24 protein-coding genes and 1 rRNA gene are annotated in these 20998 nt (G+C 52.1%); 4 read left to right on the top strand and 21 right to left on the bottom strand.

Annotation, left to right across the window (positions count from 1 at the left end; genetic code table 11):
* The first annotated feature begins 9 nt into the window (after nucleotides 1-9).
* A 5S ribosomal RNA gene (gene rrf, locus FH755_RS10130) occupies nucleotides 10-124 on the top strand.
* 273 nt (nucleotides 125-397) lie between these two features.
* A protein-coding gene (locus FH755_RS10125) for an IS3 family transposase (RefSeq protein ID WP_292440999.1) occupies nucleotides 398-1647 on the top strand; the annotation gives its coding sequence in 2 pieces (ribosomal slippage) (nucleotides 398-758 and nucleotides 758-1647; 1251 coding nt in all).
* Nucleotides 1648-2353: 706 nt separating this feature from the next.
* Here FH755_RS10125 and FH755_RS10120 read toward each other — a convergent pair.
* Nucleotides 2354-3127 carry a methyltransferase domain-containing protein gene (locus tag FH755_RS10120; RefSeq protein ID WP_292440998.1) on the bottom strand — a complete coding sequence of 258 codons (774 nt, stop codon included), beginning with the start codon at nucleotides 3125-3127 and terminating at the stop codon, nucleotides 2354-2356.
* Between the two features lie 186 nt (nucleotides 3128-3313).
* The gene (locus tag FH755_RS10115) at nucleotides 3314-3877 is read right to left on the bottom strand and encodes an HPF/RaiA family ribosome-associated protein (RefSeq protein ID WP_292440997.1); all 564 of its coding nucleotides are present in this window, start codon (nucleotides 3875-3877) and stop codon (nucleotides 3314-3316) included.
* A gap of 183 nt (nucleotides 3878-4060) precedes the next feature.
* Between FH755_RS10115 and FH755_RS10110 the strand changes: the two genes are divergently transcribed.
* On the top strand, nucleotides 4061-4495 hold the full coding sequence (locus tag FH755_RS10110; RefSeq protein ID WP_292440996.1) for a hypothetical protein: 435 nt from the start codon (nucleotides 4061-4063) through the stop codon (nucleotides 4493-4495).
* A gap of 3 nt (nucleotides 4496-4498) precedes the next feature.
* Here the strand turns inward: FH755_RS10110 and FH755_RS10105 are convergent, their stop codons facing one another.
* Nucleotides 4499-5002, bottom strand: a complete 504-nt coding sequence (locus FH755_RS10105) for a hypothetical protein (protein WP_292440995.1) — start codon at nucleotides 5000-5002, stop codon at nucleotides 4499-4501.
* Between the two features lie 91 nt (nucleotides 5003-5093).
* A complete protein-coding gene (locus tag FH755_RS10100; RefSeq protein WP_292440994.1) occupies nucleotides 5094-5495 on the bottom strand; it encodes a cupin domain-containing protein in 402 nt (133 codons plus the stop codon).
* A gap of 98 nt (nucleotides 5496-5593) precedes the next feature.
* Here FH755_RS10100 and FH755_RS10095 point away from each other — a divergent pair, with 98 nt between their 5' ends.
* Nucleotides 5594-6319, top strand: a complete 726-nt coding sequence (locus FH755_RS10095; protein ID WP_292440993.1) for an alpha/beta hydrolase — start codon at nucleotides 5594-5596, stop codon at nucleotides 6317-6319.
* A 56-nt stretch (nucleotides 6320-6375) separates the two neighbouring features.
* Here the strand turns inward: FH755_RS10095 and pqqA are convergent, their stop codons facing one another.
* The 17 genes from pqqA to FH755_RS10015 all read right to left on the bottom strand — a co-directional run bounded on the left by pqqA (nucleotide 6376) and on the right by FH755_RS10015 (nucleotide 20852).
* On the bottom strand, nucleotides 6376-6447 hold the full coding sequence (gene pqqA / locus FH755_RS13970) for a pyrroloquinoline quinone precursor peptide PqqA (protein ID WP_366658753.1): 72 nt from the start codon (nucleotides 6445-6447) through the stop codon (nucleotides 6376-6378).
* A 128-nt stretch (nucleotides 6448-6575) separates the two neighbouring features.
* Entirely contained in the window at nucleotides 6576-7529 is a 954-nt protein-coding gene (cysK, locus tag FH755_RS10090) for a cysteine synthase A (protein ID WP_292440992.1), read from the bottom strand.
* A 104-nt stretch (nucleotides 7530-7633) separates the two neighbouring features.
* Nucleotides 7634-7849, bottom strand: coding sequence for a DUF2007 domain-containing protein (locus tag FH755_RS10085; protein ID WP_292440991.1), 216 nt, complete (start codon nucleotides 7847-7849; stop codon nucleotides 7634-7636).
* Between the two features lie 104 nt (nucleotides 7850-7953).
* Nucleotides 7954-8418 (bottom strand): CBS domain-containing protein, encoded by a 465-nt coding sequence (locus tag FH755_RS10080; protein WP_292440990.1) that lies wholly within the window; start codon nucleotides 8416-8418, stop codon nucleotides 7954-7956.
* A gap of 18 nt (nucleotides 8419-8436) precedes the next feature.
* Entirely contained in the window at nucleotides 8437-8634 is a 198-nt protein-coding gene (nqrM, locus tag FH755_RS10075; RefSeq protein ID WP_292440989.1) for a (Na+)-NQR maturation NqrM, read from the bottom strand.
* Nucleotides 8635-9852, bottom strand: coding sequence for an NADH:ubiquinone reductase (Na(+)-transporting) subunit F (gene nqrF, locus FH755_RS10070; protein ID WP_292440988.1), 1218 nt, complete (start codon nucleotides 9850-9852; stop codon nucleotides 8635-8637).
* Entirely contained in the window at nucleotides 9852-10460 is a 609-nt protein-coding gene (gene nqrE, locus FH755_RS10065; protein WP_292440987.1) for an NADH:ubiquinone reductase (Na(+)-transporting) subunit E, read from the bottom strand. Before nqrE ends, nqrF begins: the two co-directional genes overlap by 1 nt.
* Nucleotides 10461-11123: an NADH:ubiquinone reductase (Na(+)-transporting) subunit D gene (locus tag FH755_RS10060; protein ID WP_292440986.1), complete on the bottom strand. Its 663-nt coding sequence runs from the start codon at nucleotides 11121-11123 to the stop codon at nucleotides 10461-10463. It abuts the gene before it with no gap.
* A gap of 3 nt (nucleotides 11124-11126) precedes the next feature.
* A complete protein-coding gene (locus tag FH755_RS10055; protein WP_292440985.1) occupies nucleotides 11127-11951 on the bottom strand; it encodes a Na(+)-translocating NADH-quinone reductase subunit C in 825 nt (274 codons plus the stop codon).
* The gene (locus tag FH755_RS10050) at nucleotides 11944-13164 is read right to left on the bottom strand and encodes an NADH:ubiquinone reductase (Na(+)-transporting) subunit B (protein ID WP_292440984.1); all 1221 of its coding nucleotides are present in this window, start codon (nucleotides 13162-13164) and stop codon (nucleotides 11944-11946) included. The genes FH755_RS10055 and FH755_RS10050 overlap by 8 nt, the downstream gene beginning before the upstream one ends.
* Nucleotides 13165-13166: 2 nt before the next feature.
* Nucleotides 13167-14516 carry a Na(+)-translocating NADH-quinone reductase subunit A gene (locus FH755_RS10045; RefSeq protein WP_292440983.1) on the bottom strand — a complete coding sequence of 450 codons (1350 nt, stop codon included), beginning with the start codon at nucleotides 14514-14516 and terminating at the stop codon, nucleotides 13167-13169.
* 122 nt (nucleotides 14517-14638) lie between these two features.
* Nucleotides 14639-15808, bottom strand: a complete 1170-nt coding sequence (locus FH755_RS10040) for an MFS transporter (RefSeq protein ID WP_292440982.1) — start codon at nucleotides 15806-15808, stop codon at nucleotides 14639-14641.
* Nucleotides 15809-16903, bottom strand: a complete 1095-nt coding sequence (gene aroC / locus FH755_RS10035) for a chorismate synthase (protein WP_292440981.1) — start codon at nucleotides 16901-16903, stop codon at nucleotides 15809-15811.
* A gap of 13 nt (nucleotides 16904-16916) precedes the next feature.
* A complete protein-coding gene (gene mgtE, locus FH755_RS10030) occupies nucleotides 16917-18275 on the bottom strand; it encodes a magnesium transporter (protein WP_292440980.1) in 1359 nt (452 codons plus the stop codon).
* A 158-nt stretch (nucleotides 18276-18433) separates the two neighbouring features.
* Nucleotides 18434-20182, bottom strand: a complete 1749-nt coding sequence (gene ptsP, locus FH755_RS10025) for a phosphoenolpyruvate--protein phosphotransferase (RefSeq protein ID WP_292440979.1) — start codon at nucleotides 20180-20182, stop codon at nucleotides 18434-18436.
* A complete protein-coding gene (locus FH755_RS10020) occupies nucleotides 20179-20448 on the bottom strand; it encodes an HPr family phosphocarrier protein (protein ID WP_292440978.1) in 270 nt (89 codons plus the stop codon). The genes ptsP and FH755_RS10020 overlap by 4 nt, the downstream gene beginning before the upstream one ends.
* Nucleotides 20445-20852 (bottom strand): PTS mannose transporter subunit IIA, encoded by a 408-nt coding sequence (locus FH755_RS10015; RefSeq protein ID WP_292440977.1) that lies wholly within the window; start codon nucleotides 20850-20852, stop codon nucleotides 20445-20447. The genes FH755_RS10020 and FH755_RS10015 overlap by 4 nt, the downstream gene beginning before the upstream one ends.
* Between the last annotated feature and the right edge of the window lie 146 nt (nucleotides 20853-20998).

The following is a 20998-nucleotide window of genomic DNA, read 5'->3' as shown; positions in this document are numbered from 1 at the left end:
CCGTTTATGCCTGGCGGCCATAGCGAGTTGGCACCACCTGATCCCATCCCGAACTCAGAAGTGAAACAGCTCAGCGCCGATGATAGTGTGGGAGTTCCCATGTGAAAGTAGGTCACTGCCAGGCTTTAATATAATAGAAAAGGCCACTCCGATAGGGGTGGCCTTTTTTATTATTTGAAGTTTAGAAAGTGTGACCTACTTGAACGAAGTGACAAGATTGCAGGAGCAATCTTGGACTGCCGGAGGCAGGTCGCGTAGCGATTTGCCCCAGGGATGGGGCAAACAAAGTAGGTCACTGCCAGGCTTTAATACAAAAAAAAGAGCCCATCCAATCGGATGGGCTTTTTTTTGTTCAAATGTCCCGTCCTGAAATACGTTGTCATCTGGAGTAAAGAAGATGAACAACGTCATTTCTACCCGCAGGAAACGCAGTCAGCGTGATTACAACCTTGGCTTTAAATTGGCTGTTGTCGAGCAAGTCGAAAAAGGCGAGTTGACATACAAACAAGCACAGAAAATTTATGGTATCCAAGGTCGTAGTACAGTTCTCAACTGGCTCCGCAAGCATGGTAAATTAGACTGGTCCTGTTCGAGGATCGCGTCAATGAATGATACTCAGGAAACACCCGAACAAAAGATCAAACGTCTGGAACGAGAATTGGCAGATGAGCGTGACCGTAACCTCCTGCTCAATGAGATGATTGATATTGTGGATCGAGATTACGGAGCCGGCCTGCGAAAAAAGTATTTATGCAGGGAGCACTCAATCTCCAAGCGCAAAGCAAAGTAAGCTTAAGCAAAAGCTGCAGACTCTTTGGTGTATCACGCCAAGGGTTCTATCAACGACTCCAGCGTCGAAGGCGGCGCCAGGTTCAGCTAGAGCCGGTCAAGGAGCTTGTGCAACGTGTTCGAAAGCGACTGCCGAGACTGGGAACCCGTAAGCTATATTACCTGTTAAAAGAGGAGTTCCAGCATCACGGCATCAAACTCGGCCGCGATGGTCTGTTTGACTATCTCCGCCAACAGCGATTACTGGTTCGTCCAAAGAAAAACTATACGAAAACCACAAACAGCCGTCACTGGATGAAGAAACACAGCAATCTTTATGCAGGGTGCAAGCTGTACCGGCCTGAACAAGCCTTCGTGAGTGATATTACCTACGTTGAAACGGATGAAGGCGTTCATTATTTATCACTGGTTACTGACGCATTCTCACGTAAGATTGTGGGTTACCATCTCAGTCACGAAATGAAGGCTGACGATGTGATTCCTGCCTTGAAACAGGCCATCAGCCAAAGAGCAGGTAGGCAGCCTTTGATGCACCACTCTGATCGAGGTCTTCAATACTGCGCTTATTCATATCAAAGTCTGTTAGAAAAGCATCAGATCCAACCCTCCATGACGGAGGGCTATGACTGCTACCAGAATGCCCTGGCTGAGCGGGTAAACGGTATCCTTAAACAGGAGTTTTTACTTTATCGTTGCAGTACTTTTGAGGAACTGAAGGTGTTAATAAGAGAATCTGTTGAAGCGTACAATGTCTTTAGGCCGCACCTGAGCTTGAATATGAAAACACCTCAAGAAGTGCATAATAAAGCCAGCGACATAATACCGCTGGCTGTGATGAATACTGTCAACGTATTTTAGGACGGGACAAAATGATTTGTAATGGCCTCACCCGAGCATGTGAACAACCCATGTGACAAAAACGCCGGGAGCGTTTTTGAATGAGCGAAGCGAACCCGAAGGGTCAGCCACAGGGATGTGGCTGATAAAGTAGGTCACCGATAACTGCATCCTGTGTTATCGGCATATGATGGACAGGATGTCCAAATGCCGCGATAGCAGGGATAGCGATAGCGGCCATTACATCCATGTCAATAACTGCCAGGCTTTTTATATCTAAAATCCTTGATTGTTCTATCTTGAATCGGGAAAGCCCCATGTGACAAATCTGTCTGGAACAGATTTGGACGCCGTCAGGCGCCCGAAGGGTGAGGTGCATGGATGCACCTCATCAAAGTAGCTCAAGAGACATGAAGATAGGCCTTCCTCAACGAGGGTGGCCTTTTTTATTATCTGAAGTTTAACCGTGAACTACTTGAACGAAGTTGCCGCCCATTGCGCCTGAAATGGCGGCATACGATGAACAGGAATATTCAAGTGTCGAACTGGCAGGATAGTGACAGCGGCTCGTTCCCATCCATGCACATAACAAAAACGTCTGGAACCTTTTTGAATGAGTGAGGCGAACCCGAAGGGTCGCCTATAGGGATGCAGGCGATAACGTAAGGTCATCACTATGCATAATCCCGGACAGGGTATGAACTTTACCCTGAATAGACTGGCGTATTCAGTCTAGAGGTTTTCTAAACCTCAGGGTCATGCGATCGCTCTCACCGATAGCCAGGTATTTCTCATTCTCCTGCTCACCCATACGTAAGGTTGGTGGTAGTGTCCACACCCCGGCAGGATGATTTTTACTGTCTTTAGGGTTACTGTTAATTTCTGATTTTTCTTCAAGAACAAAGCCAGCCTGCCGAGCAAGGTCAATGACAAGCTGCTCGGTGAGATAACCCGAAGCATTCATTGTGTCGATGTCTGCACCGGGCCTGGCCCGGTGATCCGTCAACCCCAGAATGCCCCCCGGTTTGAGTACATCAAACATTGCCTTAAAGACCCTGTCTGCATACTCCCCCTTGACCCAGTTATGCACATTCCTGAAAGTGAGTACTGCGTCAACGCTGTTATCTGGACCCAACCGCCAGTTTCCGGGGGGGCCAAACTCTACTACATCGACTTCATTGAACCTGTCTGGGAAACGATCTAACCAGCTTTCGTATTCTGCCTGCATATTTTGGCGCCATTCGGGGCCGGTATCCTGAGGAAAACCAGCCGCAATAAATTGTCCATCTCCCTGTTTGATCCATGGTGCAAGCACTTCTGTATACCAGCCTTTGCCTGGCCAGATTTCGATAACCGACATGTCAGCTCTGATTCCGAAAAACGAAAGGGTCTGTGCTGGATGGCGATACTTATCACGCAGGGCGTTGCTGGCATTACGATCAGGATGCTGGAGTATGCTTTGAATATCGGCACTGAAGCCTAATTGAGGAACGAGCGTCATAGTGACACTGAGAATAATGTATGTCAGTCGCTTCATTGGGTCATATCCTGTTAAGGCATCATCATTGACTGTATGTTAGGCAGATAGTTACTTAGTAAGGGAAGGAAATGCTATCGCTCAGCATTTTTTAACCTTGATAGCGATCGATATTTTGTCGGACATATTGATAATCATCGCTTCAAGTTGTTAAACCACATGATGCTTCCCAACCAGTTTCACGGTACTCGCCTGCGGTCCTTCCTCGCCCATTTCTTCGCTGAAACGGACTTCCATCCCTTCCTCAAGATCCTCAAAGTCGGCATCCAGCACGCTGTTGCGATGAAAATAAATATCGCGGCCATTGGGTGTCAGAATACGGCCGTAATCTTCCATCGGGAATAGGACACTGATGCGACCATGAGGGGGGATATCGTGAGTTTTAACCTCTCGACGCTGCTGCTTGGCATATGATTTCAGCTGGCGTTTGATCGCTTCAAAGGCATCACGAACAGCAACATAAGGATCTTCATGGGCGTGATTTTTGATTGGGTCGCGACTGACGACCAGTTCTTTGCCAGGTACACGCAGATCAATGCGGACATGGAACAGGTTACCTTGGTGATGATTACGGTTGCTTTGTTCGACAATGACATCACAGCTCATGATGCGATCGAAGAATTGTTCCAGCCCGGCTGCTTTTTCGCGGATTTTCGTCTCAAGTGCTTCGGAGGGTTCCATTTGGCGGAAGGTGATTTGGATAGGCAACTGCATAAGAATTAACCTCCAGTATCGTTTTCAGATAGGGCTGTCAGACATGTGTGGTGACTGAAGCAGTCACAATTTTATGATGCGCTCAAGCTTAGGCGATATGCAAGCATGGATGAGGGGGACACGGTAATAACCGGTCACGCTGTTTGTTATGATGGTGCAATATCTGTTACCGAGCGGGGAGTCATGGCGCATATTCAAAAGGCTGATCCTGTCGCGCGGCGCAAGGCGATTAAATCCATTCTGATTGGCCTGGCTGTGGGCGCGGTGCTGTTTCTGTTGTTCGACGGCCTGATTGGCAATGTGAATGTCTGGATTGAAGACAATGCCGAGCTGTTAGTTGAGCATCATTACCTGGCTTTCCTGCTCATGCTGATACCCGTGGCACCGGTTATCGGCTTTAGCATTTACCTGCTTCGTTATGCTGGCAGAATCGTCCAGGCTGAGCGATTCCCTCCTCCCGATACACAGGTGATACGCGATGTGCGCATCATAGAAGGAAAAGCCGCTGTCTGGCGCGGGCGAATCGCCCAGATATTGTGCTGGATTATCCTACTCGCTTCAGTAGCTATACCACTGCTGATCTGGATTATCTTTTACAGCGTAAGCTGTGTCAGCTGAATATCAATGATGGCGCGCCTGCTGGGCTTTTTCGATATTTTCTTTCCGGGCTCTTTGCTGCGCCGCAGTCGGTTTGTCTTTTTCCGGCACGTTGCGTCGCGGCTTGGATTCGAAAATATCACCCTTCACCCGCCGCGGCACGCTACGCAGGTTACGGAGCACTTTCTGCACAGGTTTTCTGTCACTGCGAAGATAGCCCTGATCATCGACATAGGAATCGTCTTTATGAATCAACCAGGCATGGGTGGCCCAGGAACCGCTGGAACGGTGGCCTGACAATCGCAGGGTATGACCGCCGCGTCCAACATCATGACTGCGAAAACTAGTGAACTGGTTCTTGGGACGTACAATAACCCGGTAATAGTCACCTTCACCTTTTGTACCCACGTCGGCACGTTCATCGCCTTCCGGCTGGGCGAGCGCGCGCTGGCGAGATGTCATCTCCTGCCAGGCTTTTTGTGCTTTTTTGATGTTTTCTCTGGCGGCTTGTCTTTGTTTCTGAGTCATGCTGACCTCCTTTAAGGATGTCTATCTAACCCTTACATATTCAGCCTAACAGATAATATTGATGGTTAAAAATGCGGCAGTCGTCAATCTATCAACTGTCAATATAATGCTTTTCCTGAAAACGCGGAGAACAGATAGCCAGGAAAATCAGATCTTTATCACCGGGATTACTGATTCGCTGTCTGATTTGGGGCGGAATAGTGACCACATCACCGGCTTTAACCCTTTTTGGTGCGCTATCACCCACTTCGACCTCGCCTTCGCCTTCCAATATGACATAACGTTCTGTCGTCCCGCTGAGCCGATGCCATGCGGTTGTGACACCCGGCGTCACCTTGACACGGGCAATCGACACATTCGGATCATGTGGGTCATTGGATAATTCGTTGATAAAGCAGCCTTCAACAAAGAAATACTCACGGCCCGGATCGAAGTATTTGATATAACTGGTCATGCGCTGATAGTAATAGGTTTTTACAGGGATGAGAATCAAAACTTCGCAGTCTGATTCTGTATCGTACTGATAGCACTGACAATGTTGGCATCAGTTATGCAAAACCTTGTACGACACAACTCTTTGAGAGGTGCGCTATGAGATGGTTTTTACTGCTCATGATCCTGGTTTTCCCCAGTGTGCATGCGGACGATTTCATCCCCTGGAGTCGGGTTGTTTTATCCGGAGGCGTTCACACCATGATGGGTTTTGCGCCGCCGGAACTGCGCCGTGCTGATGTGCTTAATATTTTTATTGAAGGCGACGGCATGCCCGGTGTTGCACTGAAACTGGCACAGGATATCGGTGGCAACAGTGTTTATATTGGCCGTCCCTGCCAATACCTGCGCGCAAACCGTATGAATACCTGTGGTAAGGATGTGTGGACCTCGCACCGATATTCCGGACAGGTCGTTCAGTCGATGAATCGCGCTATCTCAGCGATGAAAATCCGTTATCAGGCCAAGGAAATTCGTCTTATCGGTTTTTCAGGTGGTGGCACGGTGGCCAGTATCGTGGCGGCGATGCGGGGGGATGTGGATTTACTGGTGACCGTGGCCGGTAACCTAGATCACAAGCGCTGGACGGACTTTAATCAAATTGACCCGCTTGCAGGCTCACTGAATCCGATTAATTTCAGTGAGGCGCTGGAATCTGTACCTCAGATCCATCTCATCGGAGAACGCGATAATGTGGTGCCGGGATCGATCCTGATGTCTTATCTGGCACATATGAAGTCGCTGGATAATGTGCAGAGCTATATCGTGTTAGGGGCTGACCACACCTGTTGCTGGTCGCTGACGCTGGCAGACGTACTGGACTAGAAAAGAAAAAGCCCCTCGGGAAGGGGCTTTTTCAGGGTGAAAAGGATATGAAGTAATTAGCGGTTACAGATATACATGGTTACTTCGAAACCATAACGCATATCTGAGTATTCTGGTTTAGTCCACATGGTTTTCTCTCCTCCTAAGGTTAGTCTCAACGCCGGGTTGCTCCTCAAGCGCTGGATAAATTATGACGCGGACTAATAAGCAAGTCTAACGATTAAAAAAGATTAATATCATCGTTAAAGTCGATTGATTACTGACTGTTCAGCCAGTCATCATCTGATTCTTCATTCATGCCTTCAAACAGGTAGGTGGACAGATAACGTTCACCCGTATCTGGCAGCATGGCCAGAATGGTCGAGCCGGATTCGGCTTTTTCTGCCACCTTCATCGCGGCAGCAAGCGTACCGCCACAGGACAGGCCGACAAAAATCCCTTCTTCACTTGCAAGTCGAAGCGCCCAGTCTTTGGCTTCTTCATCAGTGACCGGATACAGCTCGTCGTGAAGGTTACGGTTCAGTACATCGGGAATAAAGTCCGGGGTCCAGCCCTGAATCTTGTGCGGGTTCCAGTCACCGCCAGCCAGCAGTGAAGCCGCAGCAGGTTCCGTGGCGACAATTCTGGTGTCAGGACGGGCCAGTTTGATCATTTCACCGGCCCCGGTCAGAGTGCCACCGGTACCCCAGCCGGAGACCCAGTAATCCAGCCGTTTGCCGGCAAAGTCACTTAAAATTTCGGGACCGGTGGTATTGCGGTGATAAGCGGGGTTAGCCGGGTTTTCAAATTGACGGGCCAGAAACCAACCGTGTTTGTCAGCCAGTTCTTGTGCTTTTTTCACCATGCCGGTGCCTTTTTCGGCGGCCGGTGTCAGGATCACTTTAGCCCCCAGCGCGCGCATGATCTTGCGACGTTCTACGGAGAAGGTTTCAACCATGGTGGCAACAAACGGATAGCCTTTGGCCGCACAGACCATCGCCAACGCGATACCCGTATTACCGGAAGTGGCCTCAACCACTGTCTGCCCCGGTTTGAGCACACCACGCTTTTCAGCATCATCAATCACCGCAAAAGCGAGCCGGTCCTTGACTGAGCCCATCGGATTGAAGGATTCGACCTTCACATACATGTCAACGTGATCGGGGGCGATGTTATTGAGACGGACAACCGGGGTGTTGCCGATAGTGTCGAGAATGCTGTTGTAGATCATAACTAAATTTTCTTGTTGGCAAGTTGAGTTGCAAGCTTACATCAATTTACGCCGTGGGAAAAAATGTCAGGCTTATCATCATGCCGATGACGGCTCCCGCGGACTCAGAGTTCGCCATTTTCATAATCTTCAATCAGTGTCTCAGCCCGCGATTGATCCGCTTCGTCGACAAAGACATGAGCAAAATCTGTAGCGGGCAAATCACCGACCGCTCCCTGAAGATAATGACCACCGACATGGCAGTCTATACCATGACTTTTAAGCATGCCTGCGACGATATGGGCTTCGAGAATATTGTTGGCACGAAATACCAGTTGCATGAAGAGCTCCGGTTATTGGGCCTGTGTGGTCAGTGTAGCGCGTCTTTCCATACAAAAACAGCTACCGGAGTAGCTGCTTTATGTCTTATGGGCCGATGCTGTATTCAGTTCGGGGTGCTGACATGAATCTGTTGCTTGGTGGATTGTTTGGCCGGCTTTTTGTGGCTTTCGATATTAGAGGTTGTTTCCAGTGCCTTGAGAATATTCTGGCGAGTGATGGAACCGACCAGACGGTTGTCTTTGACAACCGGCAGACATTTGAATGCGGTTTTCAGGAAAGTTTCAGCCACTTCGATAATCGATGCCTCAACATCAACGGTCTGGCAGCCTTCATGCATGAACTCGGCGACTTTGCCGGCTGCTTCGCCCTGGTAGGCGGCGTTGAGCGCCACCTGCATGCAGTCTTTTTCCGACAGAAAACCGATCAGGTTGCCGTGATGGTCGATCACCGGTGCACCGGAAATTTTGAATTCAATCAGTTGATGAATCGCACGCAGCACATCCATATCCGGTGTGAAGGTGATTTTGGTGCCATTCATATAGTCTTTTACTTTCAACGGTGCGAGCATGGCTTCTCTCCTGTGACCTTATTGTTGTTCTGCTTTACGGCGGGCACATTCCTCTTTTTCTTCAAGAGAACAGGCACCACCGCAGCTACCACCCAAGCCAACTTGGTTGAGACCGCCGCAGCTGCCCTTGATCGATGAACGACCGAAGATGACGCCGATGGCCATACCGGCAACGACTAGCAGCAGTATTAAAAAAGCGGCGATAAAGGTGGTCATTTAGCCTCCGAAGTCATCAAGCAGGATATTCTCGCGCTCGACACCCAGATCTTCCAGCATGCTGATTACAGCAGCATTCATCATCGGCGGACCACAGATATAAAACTCGCAGTCTTCCGGTGCCGGATGATCTTTCAGATAATTGTCATACAGCACGTTGTGTATAAATCCAGTGTACCCCTGCCAGTTATCTTCGGGAAGAGGATCGGACAGGGCGACATTCCAGGTGAAGTTGTCGTGTTCGGCAGCCAGCTGGTTGAAGTCCTCGGTATAGAACATTTCGCGCAGGCTGCGGGCACCATACCAGAAGGTCATCTTACGTTTGCTCTTCAAACGACCCAGCTGATCGAAAATATGCGAACGCATCGGGGCCATACCGGCGCCACCACCGATGAAGACCATCTCCTTATCAGTATCTTTGGCAAAAAACTCACCAAAGGGACCGGAAATGGTGACTTTATCGCCCGGTTTCAGATTGAAGATGTAGGAAGACATCTGACCCGGTGGAATATCGTCCTGATCCGGTGGCGGCGAGGCAATCCGGACGTTGAGCATGACGATGCCTTTTTCCAGCGGATAGTTGGCCATGGAGTAGGCACGAACCACATCTTCCTTGACCACTGACTTGTAACGCCACATATCGTAGCGATCCCAGTCACCACGATAGTCATCTTCGATGGTGAAGTTTTTATATTCAACCGTGTGTGGCGGACATTCGATCTGAATAAAACCACCGGCGCGGAATTTCACGTCTTCGCCTTCCGGCAGTTCCAGCACCAGTTCCTTGATGAAGGTGGCGACGTTATGGTTGGAGCGAACAGTGCACTCCCATTTTTTGACACCGAAGACCTCTTCCGGCACTTCGATTTTCATATCCTGCTTGACTGAGACCTGGCAGGAGAGACGCTCCCCATCCTGCGCTTCACGCTTGGTGATATGCGATTCTTCAGTCGGCAGAATAGAGCCGCCGCCTTCGAAAATCTTGACCTTGCACTGACCACAGGTACCACCACCACCGCAAGCGGAGGACACGAACAAATCCGCGTCAGCCAGAGCGCCCAACAATTTGCTGCCCGGCTTGGTTTTAATGGTCTTCTCGTCATTGATGATGATATTCACATCACCGGTGGAGACCAGTCGTGAGCGGGCGCCCAGGATCAGGAACACCAGAGCCATGATGATCAGCGTGAAGAGTACGATACCGAGTATGATTTCCATTACAGCTGTATCCCCGAAAATGACATAAATCCAAGCGCCATCAGACCTGCGGTGATAAAGGTGATACCCAGACCCTGCAGTCCGTCAGGTACGTCGGAATATTTGAGCTTCTCGCGAATACCGGCAATCGCGGTAATCGCCAGCGCCCAGCCGAAGCCACTGCCCAGACCGTAAGTGACACTCTCTGCGAAGTTGTAGTCGCGTTCGACCATGAACAGGGTACCGCCGAGAATGGCGCAGTTCACGGTAATCAGCGGCAGGAAGATACCCAGCGCGTTATACAAAGCCGGCACATATTTATCCATCGCCATTTCCAGGATCTGGACCATGGCGGCGATCACGCCGATGTAACTGATAAGACCCAGGAAGCTCAGGTCGACTTCCGGCAGACCGGCCCAGGCCAGCGCACCGTCTTTCAGCAGATATTGATAAATCAGGTTATTGGCCGGTACCGTGATGCTCTGTACCAGCACCACAGCGATACCCAGACCCAGTGCGGTTTCAATTTTTTTGGAGACCGCCAGGAAGGTACACATACCCAGGAAGAAAGCCAGGGCCAGGTTCTCGACAAAAATCGAGCGAATAAACAGGCTCAGGTAATGTTCCATTTACAGCACCTCCGTACGGTGAACCTGGTGAATCTGATAGTCCGGTTTTTCCACCTGCTCTTTCTTCCAGGTACGAATCGCCCAGATCATCAGACCGATAACAAAAAAGGCACTTGGCGGCAGCAGCATCAGGCCGTTAGGGATATACCAGCCGCCTTCACTGGCAACCGGGATCACCGTCATCCCAAACAGTTTGCCAGCACCCAGGAGTTCGCGGAAAAAGGCGACCGACATCAGGATAAGGCTGTAACCGAGGCCGTTACCCAGACCATCCAGGAAACTCAACAGCGGCGGGTTTTTCATCGCATAGGCTTCAGCCCGGCCCAGTACGATACAGTTGGTAATAATCAGGCCGACGAAGACCGATAATTGCTTACTGGCCTCATAGGCATACGCCTTGAGCACCTGATCCACGATGATGACCAGTGAGGCGATGATGGTCATCTGCACGATGATGCGGATATTGCCCGGTATATGTTTACGGATGGCACTGATAAAGGCGCCTGAGAAGGCGGTCACTGTGGTCAGTGCGATACACATGATCAGCGAGGCCATCATGTTGGTAGTCACCGCCAAAGCCGAACAAATACCCAGCACCTGAAGAGTGATAGGGTTATTGTCGATTAACGGATCGATAACATTGGTTTTTGCTTGACTAGCCATCTGTTACTTCCCCAATTCGGTACGCATGTTTTTCAGATAAGGTCCGAAGCCGTGATCACCCAGCCAGTATTGCAGCAGGTTGGTGACGCCGTTACTGGTCAACGTGGCACCAGACAGGCCGTCGACTTTATGTTCGGCATTGGCCGTTTTCTCATCCACATAACCGCGGATGACACGGATTTCGACATTACCCTGTTCATCAAAGACTTTTTTGCCATCCCATTTGGCGCGCCATTTCGGATTGTCCACTTCACCACCCAGACCCGGGGTTTCGGCATGTTCATAGAAACGCAGACCGGTAATGGTGTTGAAGTCACCCTCCAGGGCCAAAAAGCCATAGAGGGTGGACCAGAGACCGTAGCCGTGGACCGGCAGTACTACCTGCTTGATGGTATCGCCTTCAGTCAGCAGGTAAACCGGCGCCATATTGGCGCGGCGGCTGATGCCGGCAATATCCTGTCCACCGGGCAATTCTACGCTCATCATCGGGTCGGCAGACGCCTTACGCTGGTCATAGATGACCGGGTCAATATCAGTATGGGCATAGAGGCCGGTATCCAGATCAACCAGTTTGACTTCAAATTGGCTGAACAACTCATCCAGACTGCCTTCCTGATCGCTCAGGCCGGTCACAGCAAGAATATTACGTTTGATATCGTCTTTCTTGTTGCTGGTCTGTAACGGTTTCAGCGAGACCGCTGCGGTTGATACCAGGATCGAACACACCAGGCACAACAGGATTGCCACAAACAGGGTTTTCTTGGGATTGTCATTGGGCAGACTCAGAAAGCTGCCTAATAATCCTTTTTTCTCAGTTGACTCAGCCATTGACTTCACTTCGTTTCAATCTGCGTTTAATGTTGGCCTGCATCACAAAGTGATCGATCAGCGGTGCAAACATATTACCGAACAGGATCGCCAGCATGATGCCTTCCGGGAAGGCGGGGTTAACCACACGGATCAGCACCGCCATAAAACCAATCAGGAAGCCATAAATCCAGCGGCCTTTGTCGGTCATGGCCGCAGAGACCGGATCAGTGGCCATAAACACCATACCGAAGGCGATACCGCCAATCGTCATATGCCAGTACCAGGGCACACTGAACATCGGGTTGGTGTCGCTGCCGACCAGGTTGAACAGCAGGGTGGTGGCAACCATGCCAAAAAATACGCCGAAAATAATCCGGTAGTTAGCCACCCGGGTATAAATCAGGAACGCGGCCCCTATCATGATTGCCAGTGTCGAGGTTTCACCCAAGGAGCCGGGAATCATGCCGAAGAAGGTTTGTGACCAGGTATAGCCAGCTTCTTTAATCGCTTCCACGCCACCGCTTGCGGCGAGTGCCAGTGGTGTGGCGCCGGTGTAGCCATCAACGGCAGTCCAGACGGCATCCCCGGACATCGCGGCCGGATAGGCAAAATAGAGAAAGGCACGACCTGTCAGGGCCGGGTTAAGGAAGTTTTTGCCGGTACCACCGAACACCTCTTTACCTAACACGACACCGAAAATGATCCCCAAAGCGACCATCCACAACGGGGTGGAAGGCGGCAAGGTCAGGGTGTAGAGCATCGAGCTGACCAGGAAACCTTCATTGACTTCATGGTTCCTGACAGCGGCAAAAATGACCTCGAACAGCCCGCCGGCCGCCAGTGTGACGATATACATTGGCAGGAAGTAGAGCAGGCCGTGAAACATATTGGCGAACAGACTGTTGGGGTCGTAAGCGATACCCAGCGTGCTCATCAGCCATTGACGCCAGCCTTCAGTTTCGGTCATACCGATTTGCGCCATCGCCGAATTGGCCTGGAAACCAGTATTCCAGAGCATGAGCAGCAGCACCGGGAAGGTAGCGACAACGACATAACTCATGACCCGCTTGAGGTCGATGGCATCGCGTACATGCGGTGAACCGCGTGTGACATCTGCCGGCGTGTAGATGAAGGTATCGACCATCTCATACAGGGCGTAATACTTTTCGTATGGACCGCCTTTCTGGAATTGCGGCTCGATACGATCAAGGAAACGTCTTAAACGCGCCATGATTATCCTTCTTTCTCAATTTGTGTCAGGTTGGTCCGTAGCGCCGGGCCATAATCGTATTTGCCGGAGCAGACAAAGGAGCAAAGAGACAGGTCTTCTTCGTCCAGTTCCAGACAACCCAGCGCCTGGGCAGAGTCAGTATCCTTGACCAATAACGCGCGCAACAGTTGCGTCGGCAGAATATCCAGTGGCATCACCCGTTCAAACACCCCGACCGGCACCATGGCTCTCGGGCTGCCGTTCTGCGATGTCGTCAGCGCCAGATCTTTTTTCGGAAACAGGCTGGAAATAAATACATTCAGGGCCGAAAACTTGTTTTTGCCACCCGGACGAATCCAGCCCAGCAGTTCACGTTCAGTGCCTTCAGCAATCACCGACAACTGGTTATGGTAACGCCCCAGATAGGCTGCCCAGTTGTTAGCTGTATGGCCGTGCAATACCGAGCCGGAAATAATCCTTGCCTGTACGTTCTGGATTTCTCCAAAAACAATATCTTCAGTGCTTGCTCCGAGACGAGTGCGGATCAGACGCGGTTTATTTACCAGCGGACCGGCAAATGCAATGACCCGTTCGGTCCAGAGGCGGCCGGTAGTGAACAGTTTGCCGATGGCGATAACATCCTGGTAGTTGATGGTCCAGACCGTTTTACTCGCGCTGACCGGATCCAGGTAATGAATGTGGGTGCCCGGCAGACCGGCAGGATGCGGCCCGGAAAAAGTATGAATTTCAAGATTTTCACAATGGCTGGCCGGCAGGGCTGTATCCGGCGCCTGGCAGAGAAACAGTTTGCCATCGGTCAGTTGGCTGATGACCGTCAGGCCATGCTTAAAGTCATCCGGGTATTCATTGATAATCACGCTGGGATCAGCGGCCAGGGGATTGGTATCAATGGCCGTGACAAAAATCGAATGCGGGGTTGAATCAAGCGCCGGAGAGCGGCTGTAGGGACGGGTTCTGAAGGAGAGCCAGAGACCGGAATCGACCAGGTTCTGTTGAATGGCCTGCCGATCCAGCTTATCAAGGCCTGCGACATCGTATTGCTGGAAGCTGACCTCTTCATCGCCTTCCAGGTCAATCACGACGGATTGCAGGACCCGCTTGGCGCCGCGGTTGATGGCGCGGACCGTACCGGCCCCTGGGGCGGTGAACATCACCCCGGGATTTTTCTTGTCTTCAAACAGCGCCTGGCCCAGCTTCACCTTCTGGCCTTCCTCGACCAGCATGGTGGGACGCATGCCCACATATTCATTACCCAAGACCGCTACCGATTTGACAGGGTTGCCGTCAAAGATAGATTGTTCGGGTTTACCCGAGATGGGCAAATCCAGCCCTTTCTTAATCGAGAAATGCATGATTTCACCTGGTTGAGACAACGGACGTGTCTGCTGTCTGAATGTCGCTAATTTTTTCAGCCCAATAGTATAAGTAATGGGGGGTGTGAAGGGAAGTGAAAAAGCCGGAGAAAAAGAGGTATTTACAGCGCCGGATTTTTATGGCGGTCATCTTCCTTGAGCCAGATAAGAGAAATCAGTAGGGCGAGCAGGGTGAGGCCACTGGCCAGAAGATAGGTCCACATCGGTCCCGGTGTCTGCCACAGATAGCCACTGATAAGGCTGCCCAGCGCCCCCCCGGCTCCAAAGCTGACACTGCTGTAGAGTGCCTGCCCGCGGCCCTGGGTTTTACCGATAAAGTGCCGGTGCACCCAGGCAATGGCGGCCGCATGATAGGTGCCGTAACTAGCCGCGTGCAGCAGCTGGGCAAAGATAAGCACAGGCAGATTTTGCGGAAACAGGGCGATCAAAATCCAGCGTAGCGCACTCAGCAGTAAACTGACCAGTAGCACATAACGCAAGCCAAACCGTGGCAGCCAGCGATGCATAAACAGGAAAATGATGACTTCAGCAAACACGCCCAGTGCCCACAGCTGACCGATCAACCCGCGGCCGTAGCCATATTGTTCCAGATAAATGGTGTAGAAAGTGTAGTAGGGGCCATGGCTGGCCTGGGCCAGAAAGCACATGGCCAGAAAGGCGATAACGGCCGGTCTTTTCAACAAGGCTCCCAGCGACACCGGTTCCAGACTCATATGGCGTGAAGCCGACTCTGGCACCATCAGACTGACCAGCCAGATGCCGGTTGTACTGAGCAGCAGCGCGATGGGCACGATGCCCGGATCAAAGATTTCCAGCAGCCAGCCCAGGCTCATGACGATGACAATAAAGCCGACAGAGCCCCAAACCCGCACTTTGCTGTAATGATGACTGTGGTCGCCGAGATGCTGCAGGGTGGTGACTTCAAACTGCGGCAGCGAGGCGTTCCAGAAAAAGCTGAACAGCAACAGCGTGCCGGCGACCCAGAGATAGGACTGGTCAATAAAGATGCCGGCAAATACCAGCGTGGCAGCGAAACTGGCTGAGCGCACGATGCGCATACGCTGACCTTTATGGTCGGCAATCCAGCCCCACACGTTGGGCGCCACAATCCGTGACGCCAACAGGATGGCGGTCAGTTCACCGATCTGGCTGGCTGAAAAGCCTTCCCATTGCAGATACAGGCTCCAATAGGGAACCAGCACGCCCAGACAGGCAAAATAAAAGAAATAAAATCCCGACAGGCGCCAGTATGGAACTTGGGATAAAGGCACTTAGGGTTTTTGAGCCGGGATGATCGGTGTGTCAGTCTTTACATCCATGTTCTGGGCACGGTGACGCAGCACGTGATCCATCAGCACCAGTGCCAGCATGGCTTCGGCAATCGGTGTTGCCCGGATGCCGACACAGGGATCATGACGGCCTTTGGTGACAACCTCAATCGGCTTGCCTTCCTTGTCGACACTGCGGCCGGGAATGCTGAGGCTGGAGGTGGCTTTCAGTGCCATAGAAACCAGAATGTCCTGACCACTGGTGATGCCTCCGAGCGTACCGCCGGCATTATTTGTGAGGAAACCTTCCGGTGTGATTTCGTCGCGGTGTTCGCTCCCTTTCTGGGTCACGGCATCGAAGCCGGCGCCGATTTCGACCCCCTTGACGGCATTGATGCTCATCATCGCATGGGCGATATCAGCATCGATGCGGTCAAAAATCGGCTCACCGAGGCCGGGGGGGACATGGCGTGCCACGACATTGATACGGGCACCAATCGAGTCACCTTTCAATGACTTCATATAGTCTTCCAGGGCCTGTTCTTTATCCGGGTCCGGACAGAAGAAGGCGCTCTGGTCGATGTGGTTCCAGTCGATCTTTTCAATTTTGACCGGACCCAGTTGGGCAAGGTATCCCTGAATTTCAATACCGTAACGTTCCCGCAGGTACTTTTTGGCGATGCCGCCAGCGGCTACGCGCATCGCGGTTTCACGGGCCGAAGAACGGCCACCGCCACGATAATCGCGGACGCCGTATTTCTGATGATAGGTGTAGTCCGCATGGGCCGGGCGGAACTGATTCATGATATTGCCGTAATCTTTGGAGCGCTGATCCGTGTTTTCGATCAACATCCCGATTGGTGTGCCGGTGGTTTTGCCTTCAAAAACACCGGACAGGATTTTCACTTCATCGGCTTCTTTCCGCTGGGTGACATAGCGGGTCTTACCGGGCTTGCGACGATCCAGGTCGTTTTGCAGATCGGCTTCGCTTAGTTCCAGTCCCGGCGGGCAGCCGTCAACGATACAGCCGATTGCCGGACCGTGGCTCTCGCCAAAGCTAGTGACAGTAAAAAGTTTCCCAAAAGTGTTACCAGACATAAATAGTTCCGAGCTAGATAATAAACAGCGTGGCAAAACCGAGGAAGGCCATAAAACCGACCACATCAGTCACGGTGGTGAGCAAAACGCTGCCCGACAAAGCCGGGTCGATGCCAATCCGTTTCAGAGCCAGCGGAATGGTCACGCCGGCGACGGCAGCAGCAAATAGGTTAATGATGATAGCAAGTCCAATCAGGATAGCGATCGATGCCTGCTGAAACCAGACATAGGTGACCAGCGCAATCGCAAGTGCCCAAATCACCCCGTTACTGATCCCGACCAGAATTTCCTTGCGCAATAGCCAGCGCTGGTTTTTGTCATTAAGCTGACCCAGTGCCATTGAGCGGATTACCAGCGTCAGAGTCTGGCTGCCGGCGATTCCCCCCATGCTGGCGACAATCGGCATCAATACCGCCAGTGCCACCACTTTTTCGATAGTGGTATCAAACAGCCCAATGACCCAGGAGGCCAGAAAGGCGGTCAGCAAATTGACGCCCAGCCAGACCGAACGGCGATTGACACTGCGTTTGACGCCCGCAAAGGTGTCTTCGTCTTCGCCCAGACCGGCCATGCTCAGCATCGAATGCTCGGCATCATCACGGATAACGTCAACCACGTCATCGATGGTGATACGACCGAGCAGGTGATTATCCTTATCGATAACCGGCGCTGAAATCAGGTCATGTTTCTCGAAGCGACGGGCTACATCGCGATCCGACATATTGGCCGGAATCGGCTCCACCTGATGCGACATTACTTCACTGACCAATAAAGAACGGCTGCGACTGACCACCTGTGACAGCCTGAGAGTGCCCAGATAATGATCATTATGATCGACGACATACAGGCTGTCGGTATTTTCAGGCAGCTCCCCCAGCATGCGCAGGTAACGCAGCACCACTTCCAGTGTGATATCGGTACGCACCGTGATAACGTCGGTGTTCATTAAACCACCGGCGGTGTCCTCCTCGTAGCCGAGTACGGCTTCAACCCGACGTCGGTGCTGACTGTCCATGGCGCGCAGCACTTCATGCACGATGTGATCGGGCAGATCCTGCAGAATATCGGCCACATCGTCCGTATCCAGATCTTCGGTGGCGTTGATGAGGTCGGCGGTGTCCATTTCCGTCATCAGATCGGTACGGACTTCCTCGCCCATATAGGACAGCACGTCACCACGCAGATCGGGGTTAATCAGCGGCCAGCAGATTTTACGTTCGTTGGGGGGAAGCGACTCCAGCAAATGCGCCGTTTCCGCCGGGTGCAAACCGGCCAGCAATCGACGCATGCGCACAAAGCGACCGCTCTGCAACGCATCGGCAAGGGTATCGATTGAATGGTTCAGCGTGTGATGTTGGTCCAGCTCTGACATTTCCAGGTCTCAACGGCGGCGGTGATTCGGATCCGTGCTTCGGCCGCTATTTTAGCCTGCTTGCCGGCAACTGAATAGCGCCGGCCCCGGATTAGATTTAATACAGAGCGATGTCAGAACAAGGTAAGCCGGCTTCGGGAGAGGTCCCGAAGCGGTCTTTAGTGGTCGGGGCCGTTGATTTGCTCCAACAGCATGTCGACTTCGAGCGGATCCGTCGCGTTCATGATTTCCAGCGTATTGATCGGTAACTGGTTCAGGTCGGTTTCATTGATCACCTGCTTGACCTCCAGCAGGGCGTTGGGGTGCATACTGAAACTTTCCAGTCCCATGGCCAGTAACAGGCGGCTGTAGCGGGGGTCACCGGCCATTTCACCGCACATCGATACCTCGACATTATGTTTCTTGCCGGCGCGCAGCGTCATGTGGATCAGACGGAGCACAGCTGGATGCAAGGGATCATAGAGATAGTTGACGTGATCATCGATACGGTCGATCGCCAGTGTGTACTGAATCAGGTCATTGGTGCCGATGGACAGGAAATCGACATGGCGCGCGAACATTTCAGCGCAGACGGCGCTGGCCGGAATTTCGATCATCGCACCAATCTTGATGTGATGATCGTATTCAAGATGCTCCATATCGAGTTCATGCTTGCACTGTTCCAGTATGTGCCGCGCCTGTAGCAGTTCGTGCATGGTTGAGATCATCGGAAACATGACTTTGATTTTGCCGTAGGCCGATGCCCGCAGAATGGCCCTCAGCTGGGTGCGGAACATGGCAGGTTGACTCAGGCACAGTCGAATTGCCCGCAGACCCAGTGCCGGGTTAGTGACCACAGTCTGGTTCAGGTGACGGCCGCCATCGACCGTTTTATCCGCACCCAGGTCAAAGGTCCGGATAGTTACCGGCTGGCCGTTCATGCCCTCGACCACATCGCGGTAGGCGGCGAGCTGTTCTTCCTCTTCCGGCGGTGCCAGCCGGTTCATATATAGAAACTCGGTCCGGTAGAGACCGATGCCCTGCGCGCCGGCTGCACTGATAGTCGTGATATCTTCCGGCAGCTCAGCGTTGGCCAGCAAAGTAATCGGTTTGCCGTCCCGCGTTTTGGTCGGCTGCGATTTATAGCGGCTGAGTGAAGAAATATGTTCGCGGAAAGCAACCAGACGACGTTCGTATTCTTCCTGGGTGGTTTCATCGGCGCCCAGCAACATAATGCCGGTTTCACCGTCAACAATCAGCGGTTCGTTGTCCTGCACATAACGGCGGACAGACTCGACACCGACGATGGCGGGAATACCGAGGCTACGCGCCAGAATCGTGGTATGTGACGTCGCGCCACCATGTTCGGTGACAAAGGCGACTATGCCCTGATGTTGCATCAGCACCGTATCGGCCGGGGTTAAATCCTCGGCAATAATGATATGGCCCTTGAGACGACCATCCGGGATTTCATGATCTGCCACTTCCTGGTCTGTCAGGATGCGGTGGATCCGGTTGACCACATGATCGACATCATCGCGGCGGGTCCGGAGATAGGGATCATCCATCTCATTAAAGACGTTGATCAGGGCATCCCGCTGGAGCTGCAAAGCCCATTCGGCATTACAGCGGCGCTGACGGATCATATCCACCGGCACCTTGTTCAGGGAGGAGTCACCGAGCATCAACAGATGCGTATCAATAAACGAGGTGACGTCGGCCGGTGCATTGGCCGGGATATGGTTACGAATCGATTTGAGCTGTTGCCGGGCCTGCTCGATGGCGTCCTGAAAGCGATCGACTTCCTGTTCGATGGCAAAAGCCGGAATCAGATATTCGCGGACATCGGGCTGGTTGTGAAAAAGAATATGGGCGCGGCCCATCGCAATGCCACGAGAGACGCCGATACCCTGCAGCTCAAGTGTCATTCCCCTTCTCCGAAATAATCATTGATGAGGGTGCCGATGGCAGCCAGTGCGGCTTCTGCATCATCACCGACCGCATTGACCCGGATTTCCGTGCCTTTAGCAGCGGCCAGCATCATCACGCCCATAATGCTTTTGCCATTGACGCTGCGGCCATCGCGCGAAACGGTAATTTCTGACTGATAGGCCGAGGCTGTGGTCACAAATTTAGCGGCAGCGCGGGCGTGCAGTCCGAGTTTATTAATAATTTTATATGTCTGTTCCATCATTTACTTGAGTATCCCGAGTGATGACAGCGGACCACACCTTCCTGGCCGCCACTCAGTGCTTTTACTTCCAGTTCATCCAGACTCAAAGCCGGGTAATTCAGTACCCGAATCAGCATTGGCAGATTGAGTCCGGAAACCACGCGGATATCAGTGCGATCTGACACCGCACAGGCGATATTACTTGGCGTCGAGCCGAACATATCGGTAAGAATCAAAATGCCATTACCCTGGTCCAGGCCCTTCAGGTCTTCATCCAGTTCCAGCCGAATGGCTTCCGGCCGGTCTTTGGACTCAATCGACAGTACTTTGGTGGGCAAAGGACAGCAGGACAGCATCTGGCGTGCCGTGTTGATCAACTCGGTGCCGATGTTGTTATGTGATACGAGTAAAATGCCTACGGTCATCTCATCTCTCTGTAAAAACAGCTGCTGCAGTTGTCAGTTCTGGCACAGCGACAGCCTTATGACGGCTTTGAATGTAATGGATATCCTCTGCACAGGCAAATATTAACGGCCTGCAGAGTCTGATAGCGCGGTCCAGCCATGAGCAG

Origin of the sequence: Methylophaga sp. (assembly GCF_009711715.1) — a bacterium.
Classification (GTDB): Bacteria; Pseudomonadota; Gammaproteobacteria; order Nitrosococcales; family Methylophagaceae; genus Methylophaga.
This window is presented reverse-complemented; position numbering and strand designations above follow the sequence as displayed.

Coding starts and splice junctions, on each gene's coding strand:
- FH755_RS10120 (WP_292440998.1), bottom strand. CDS start 3,127: ATGACGCTCGTTCCTCAATTAGGCTTCAGTGCCGATATTCAAAGCATA.
- FH755_RS10115 (WP_292440997.1), bottom strand. CDS start 3,877: ATGCAGTTGCCTATCCAAATCACCTTCCGCCAAATGGAACCCTCCGAA.
- FH755_RS10110 (WP_292440996.1), top strand. CDS start 4,061: ATGGCGCATATTCAAAAGGCTGATCCTGTCGCGCGGCGCAAGGCGATT.
- FH755_RS10105 (WP_292440995.1), bottom strand. CDS start 5,002: ATGACTCAGAAACAAAGACAAGCCGCCAGAGAAAACATCAAAAAAGCA.
- FH755_RS10095 (WP_292440993.1), top strand. CDS start 5,594: ATGAGATGGTTTTTACTGCTCATGATCCTGGTTTTCCCCAGTGTGCAT.
- cysK (WP_292440992.1), bottom strand. CDS start 7,529: ATGATCTACAACAGCATTCTCGACACTATCGGCAACACCCCGGTTGTC.
- FH755_RS10085 (WP_292440991.1), bottom strand. CDS start 7,849: ATGCAACTGGTATTTCGTGCCAACAATATTCTCGAAGCCCATATCGTC.
- FH755_RS10080 (WP_292440990.1), bottom strand. CDS start 8,418: ATGCTCGCACCGTTGAAAGTAAAAGACTATATGAATGGCACCAAAATC.
- nqrM (WP_292440989.1), bottom strand. CDS start 8,634: ATGACCACCTTTATCGCCGCTTTTTTAATACTGCTGCTAGTCGTTGCC.
- nqrF (WP_292440988.1), bottom strand. CDS start 9,852: ATGGAAATCATACTCGGTATCGTACTCTTCACGCTGATCATCATGGCT.
- nqrE (WP_292440987.1), bottom strand. CDS start 10,460: ATGGAACATTACCTGAGCCTGTTTATTCGCTCGATTTTTGTCGAGAAC.
- FH755_RS10060 (WP_292440986.1), bottom strand. CDS start 11,123: ATGGCTAGTCAAGCAAAAACCAATGTTATCGATCCGTTAATCGACAAT.
- FH755_RS10055 (WP_292440985.1), bottom strand. CDS start 11,951: ATGGCTGAGTCAACTGAGAAAAAAGGATTATTAGGCAGCTTTCTGAGT.
- FH755_RS10050 (WP_292440984.1), bottom strand. CDS start 13,164: ATGGCGCGTTTAAGACGTTTCCTTGATCGTATCGAGCCGCAATTCCAG.
- FH755_RS10045 (WP_292440983.1), bottom strand. CDS start 14,516: ATGCATTTCTCGATTAAGAAAGGGCTGGATTTGCCCATCTCGGGTAAA.
- aroC (WP_292440981.1), bottom strand. CDS start 16,903: ATGTCTGGTAACACTTTTGGGAAACTTTTTACTGTCACTAGCTTTGGC.
- mgtE (WP_292440980.1), bottom strand. CDS start 18,275: ATGTCAGAGCTGGACCAACATCACACGCTGAACCATTCAATCGATACC.
- ptsP (WP_292440979.1), bottom strand. CDS start 20,182: ATGACACTTGAGCTGCAGGGTATCGGCGTCTCTCGTGGCATTGCGATG.
- FH755_RS10020 (WP_292440978.1), bottom strand. CDS start 20,448: ATGATGGAACAGACATATAAAATTATTAATAAACTCGGACTGCACGCC.
- FH755_RS10015 (WP_292440977.1), bottom strand. CDS start 20,852: ATGACCGTAGGCATTTTACTCGTATCACATAACAACATCGGCACCGAG.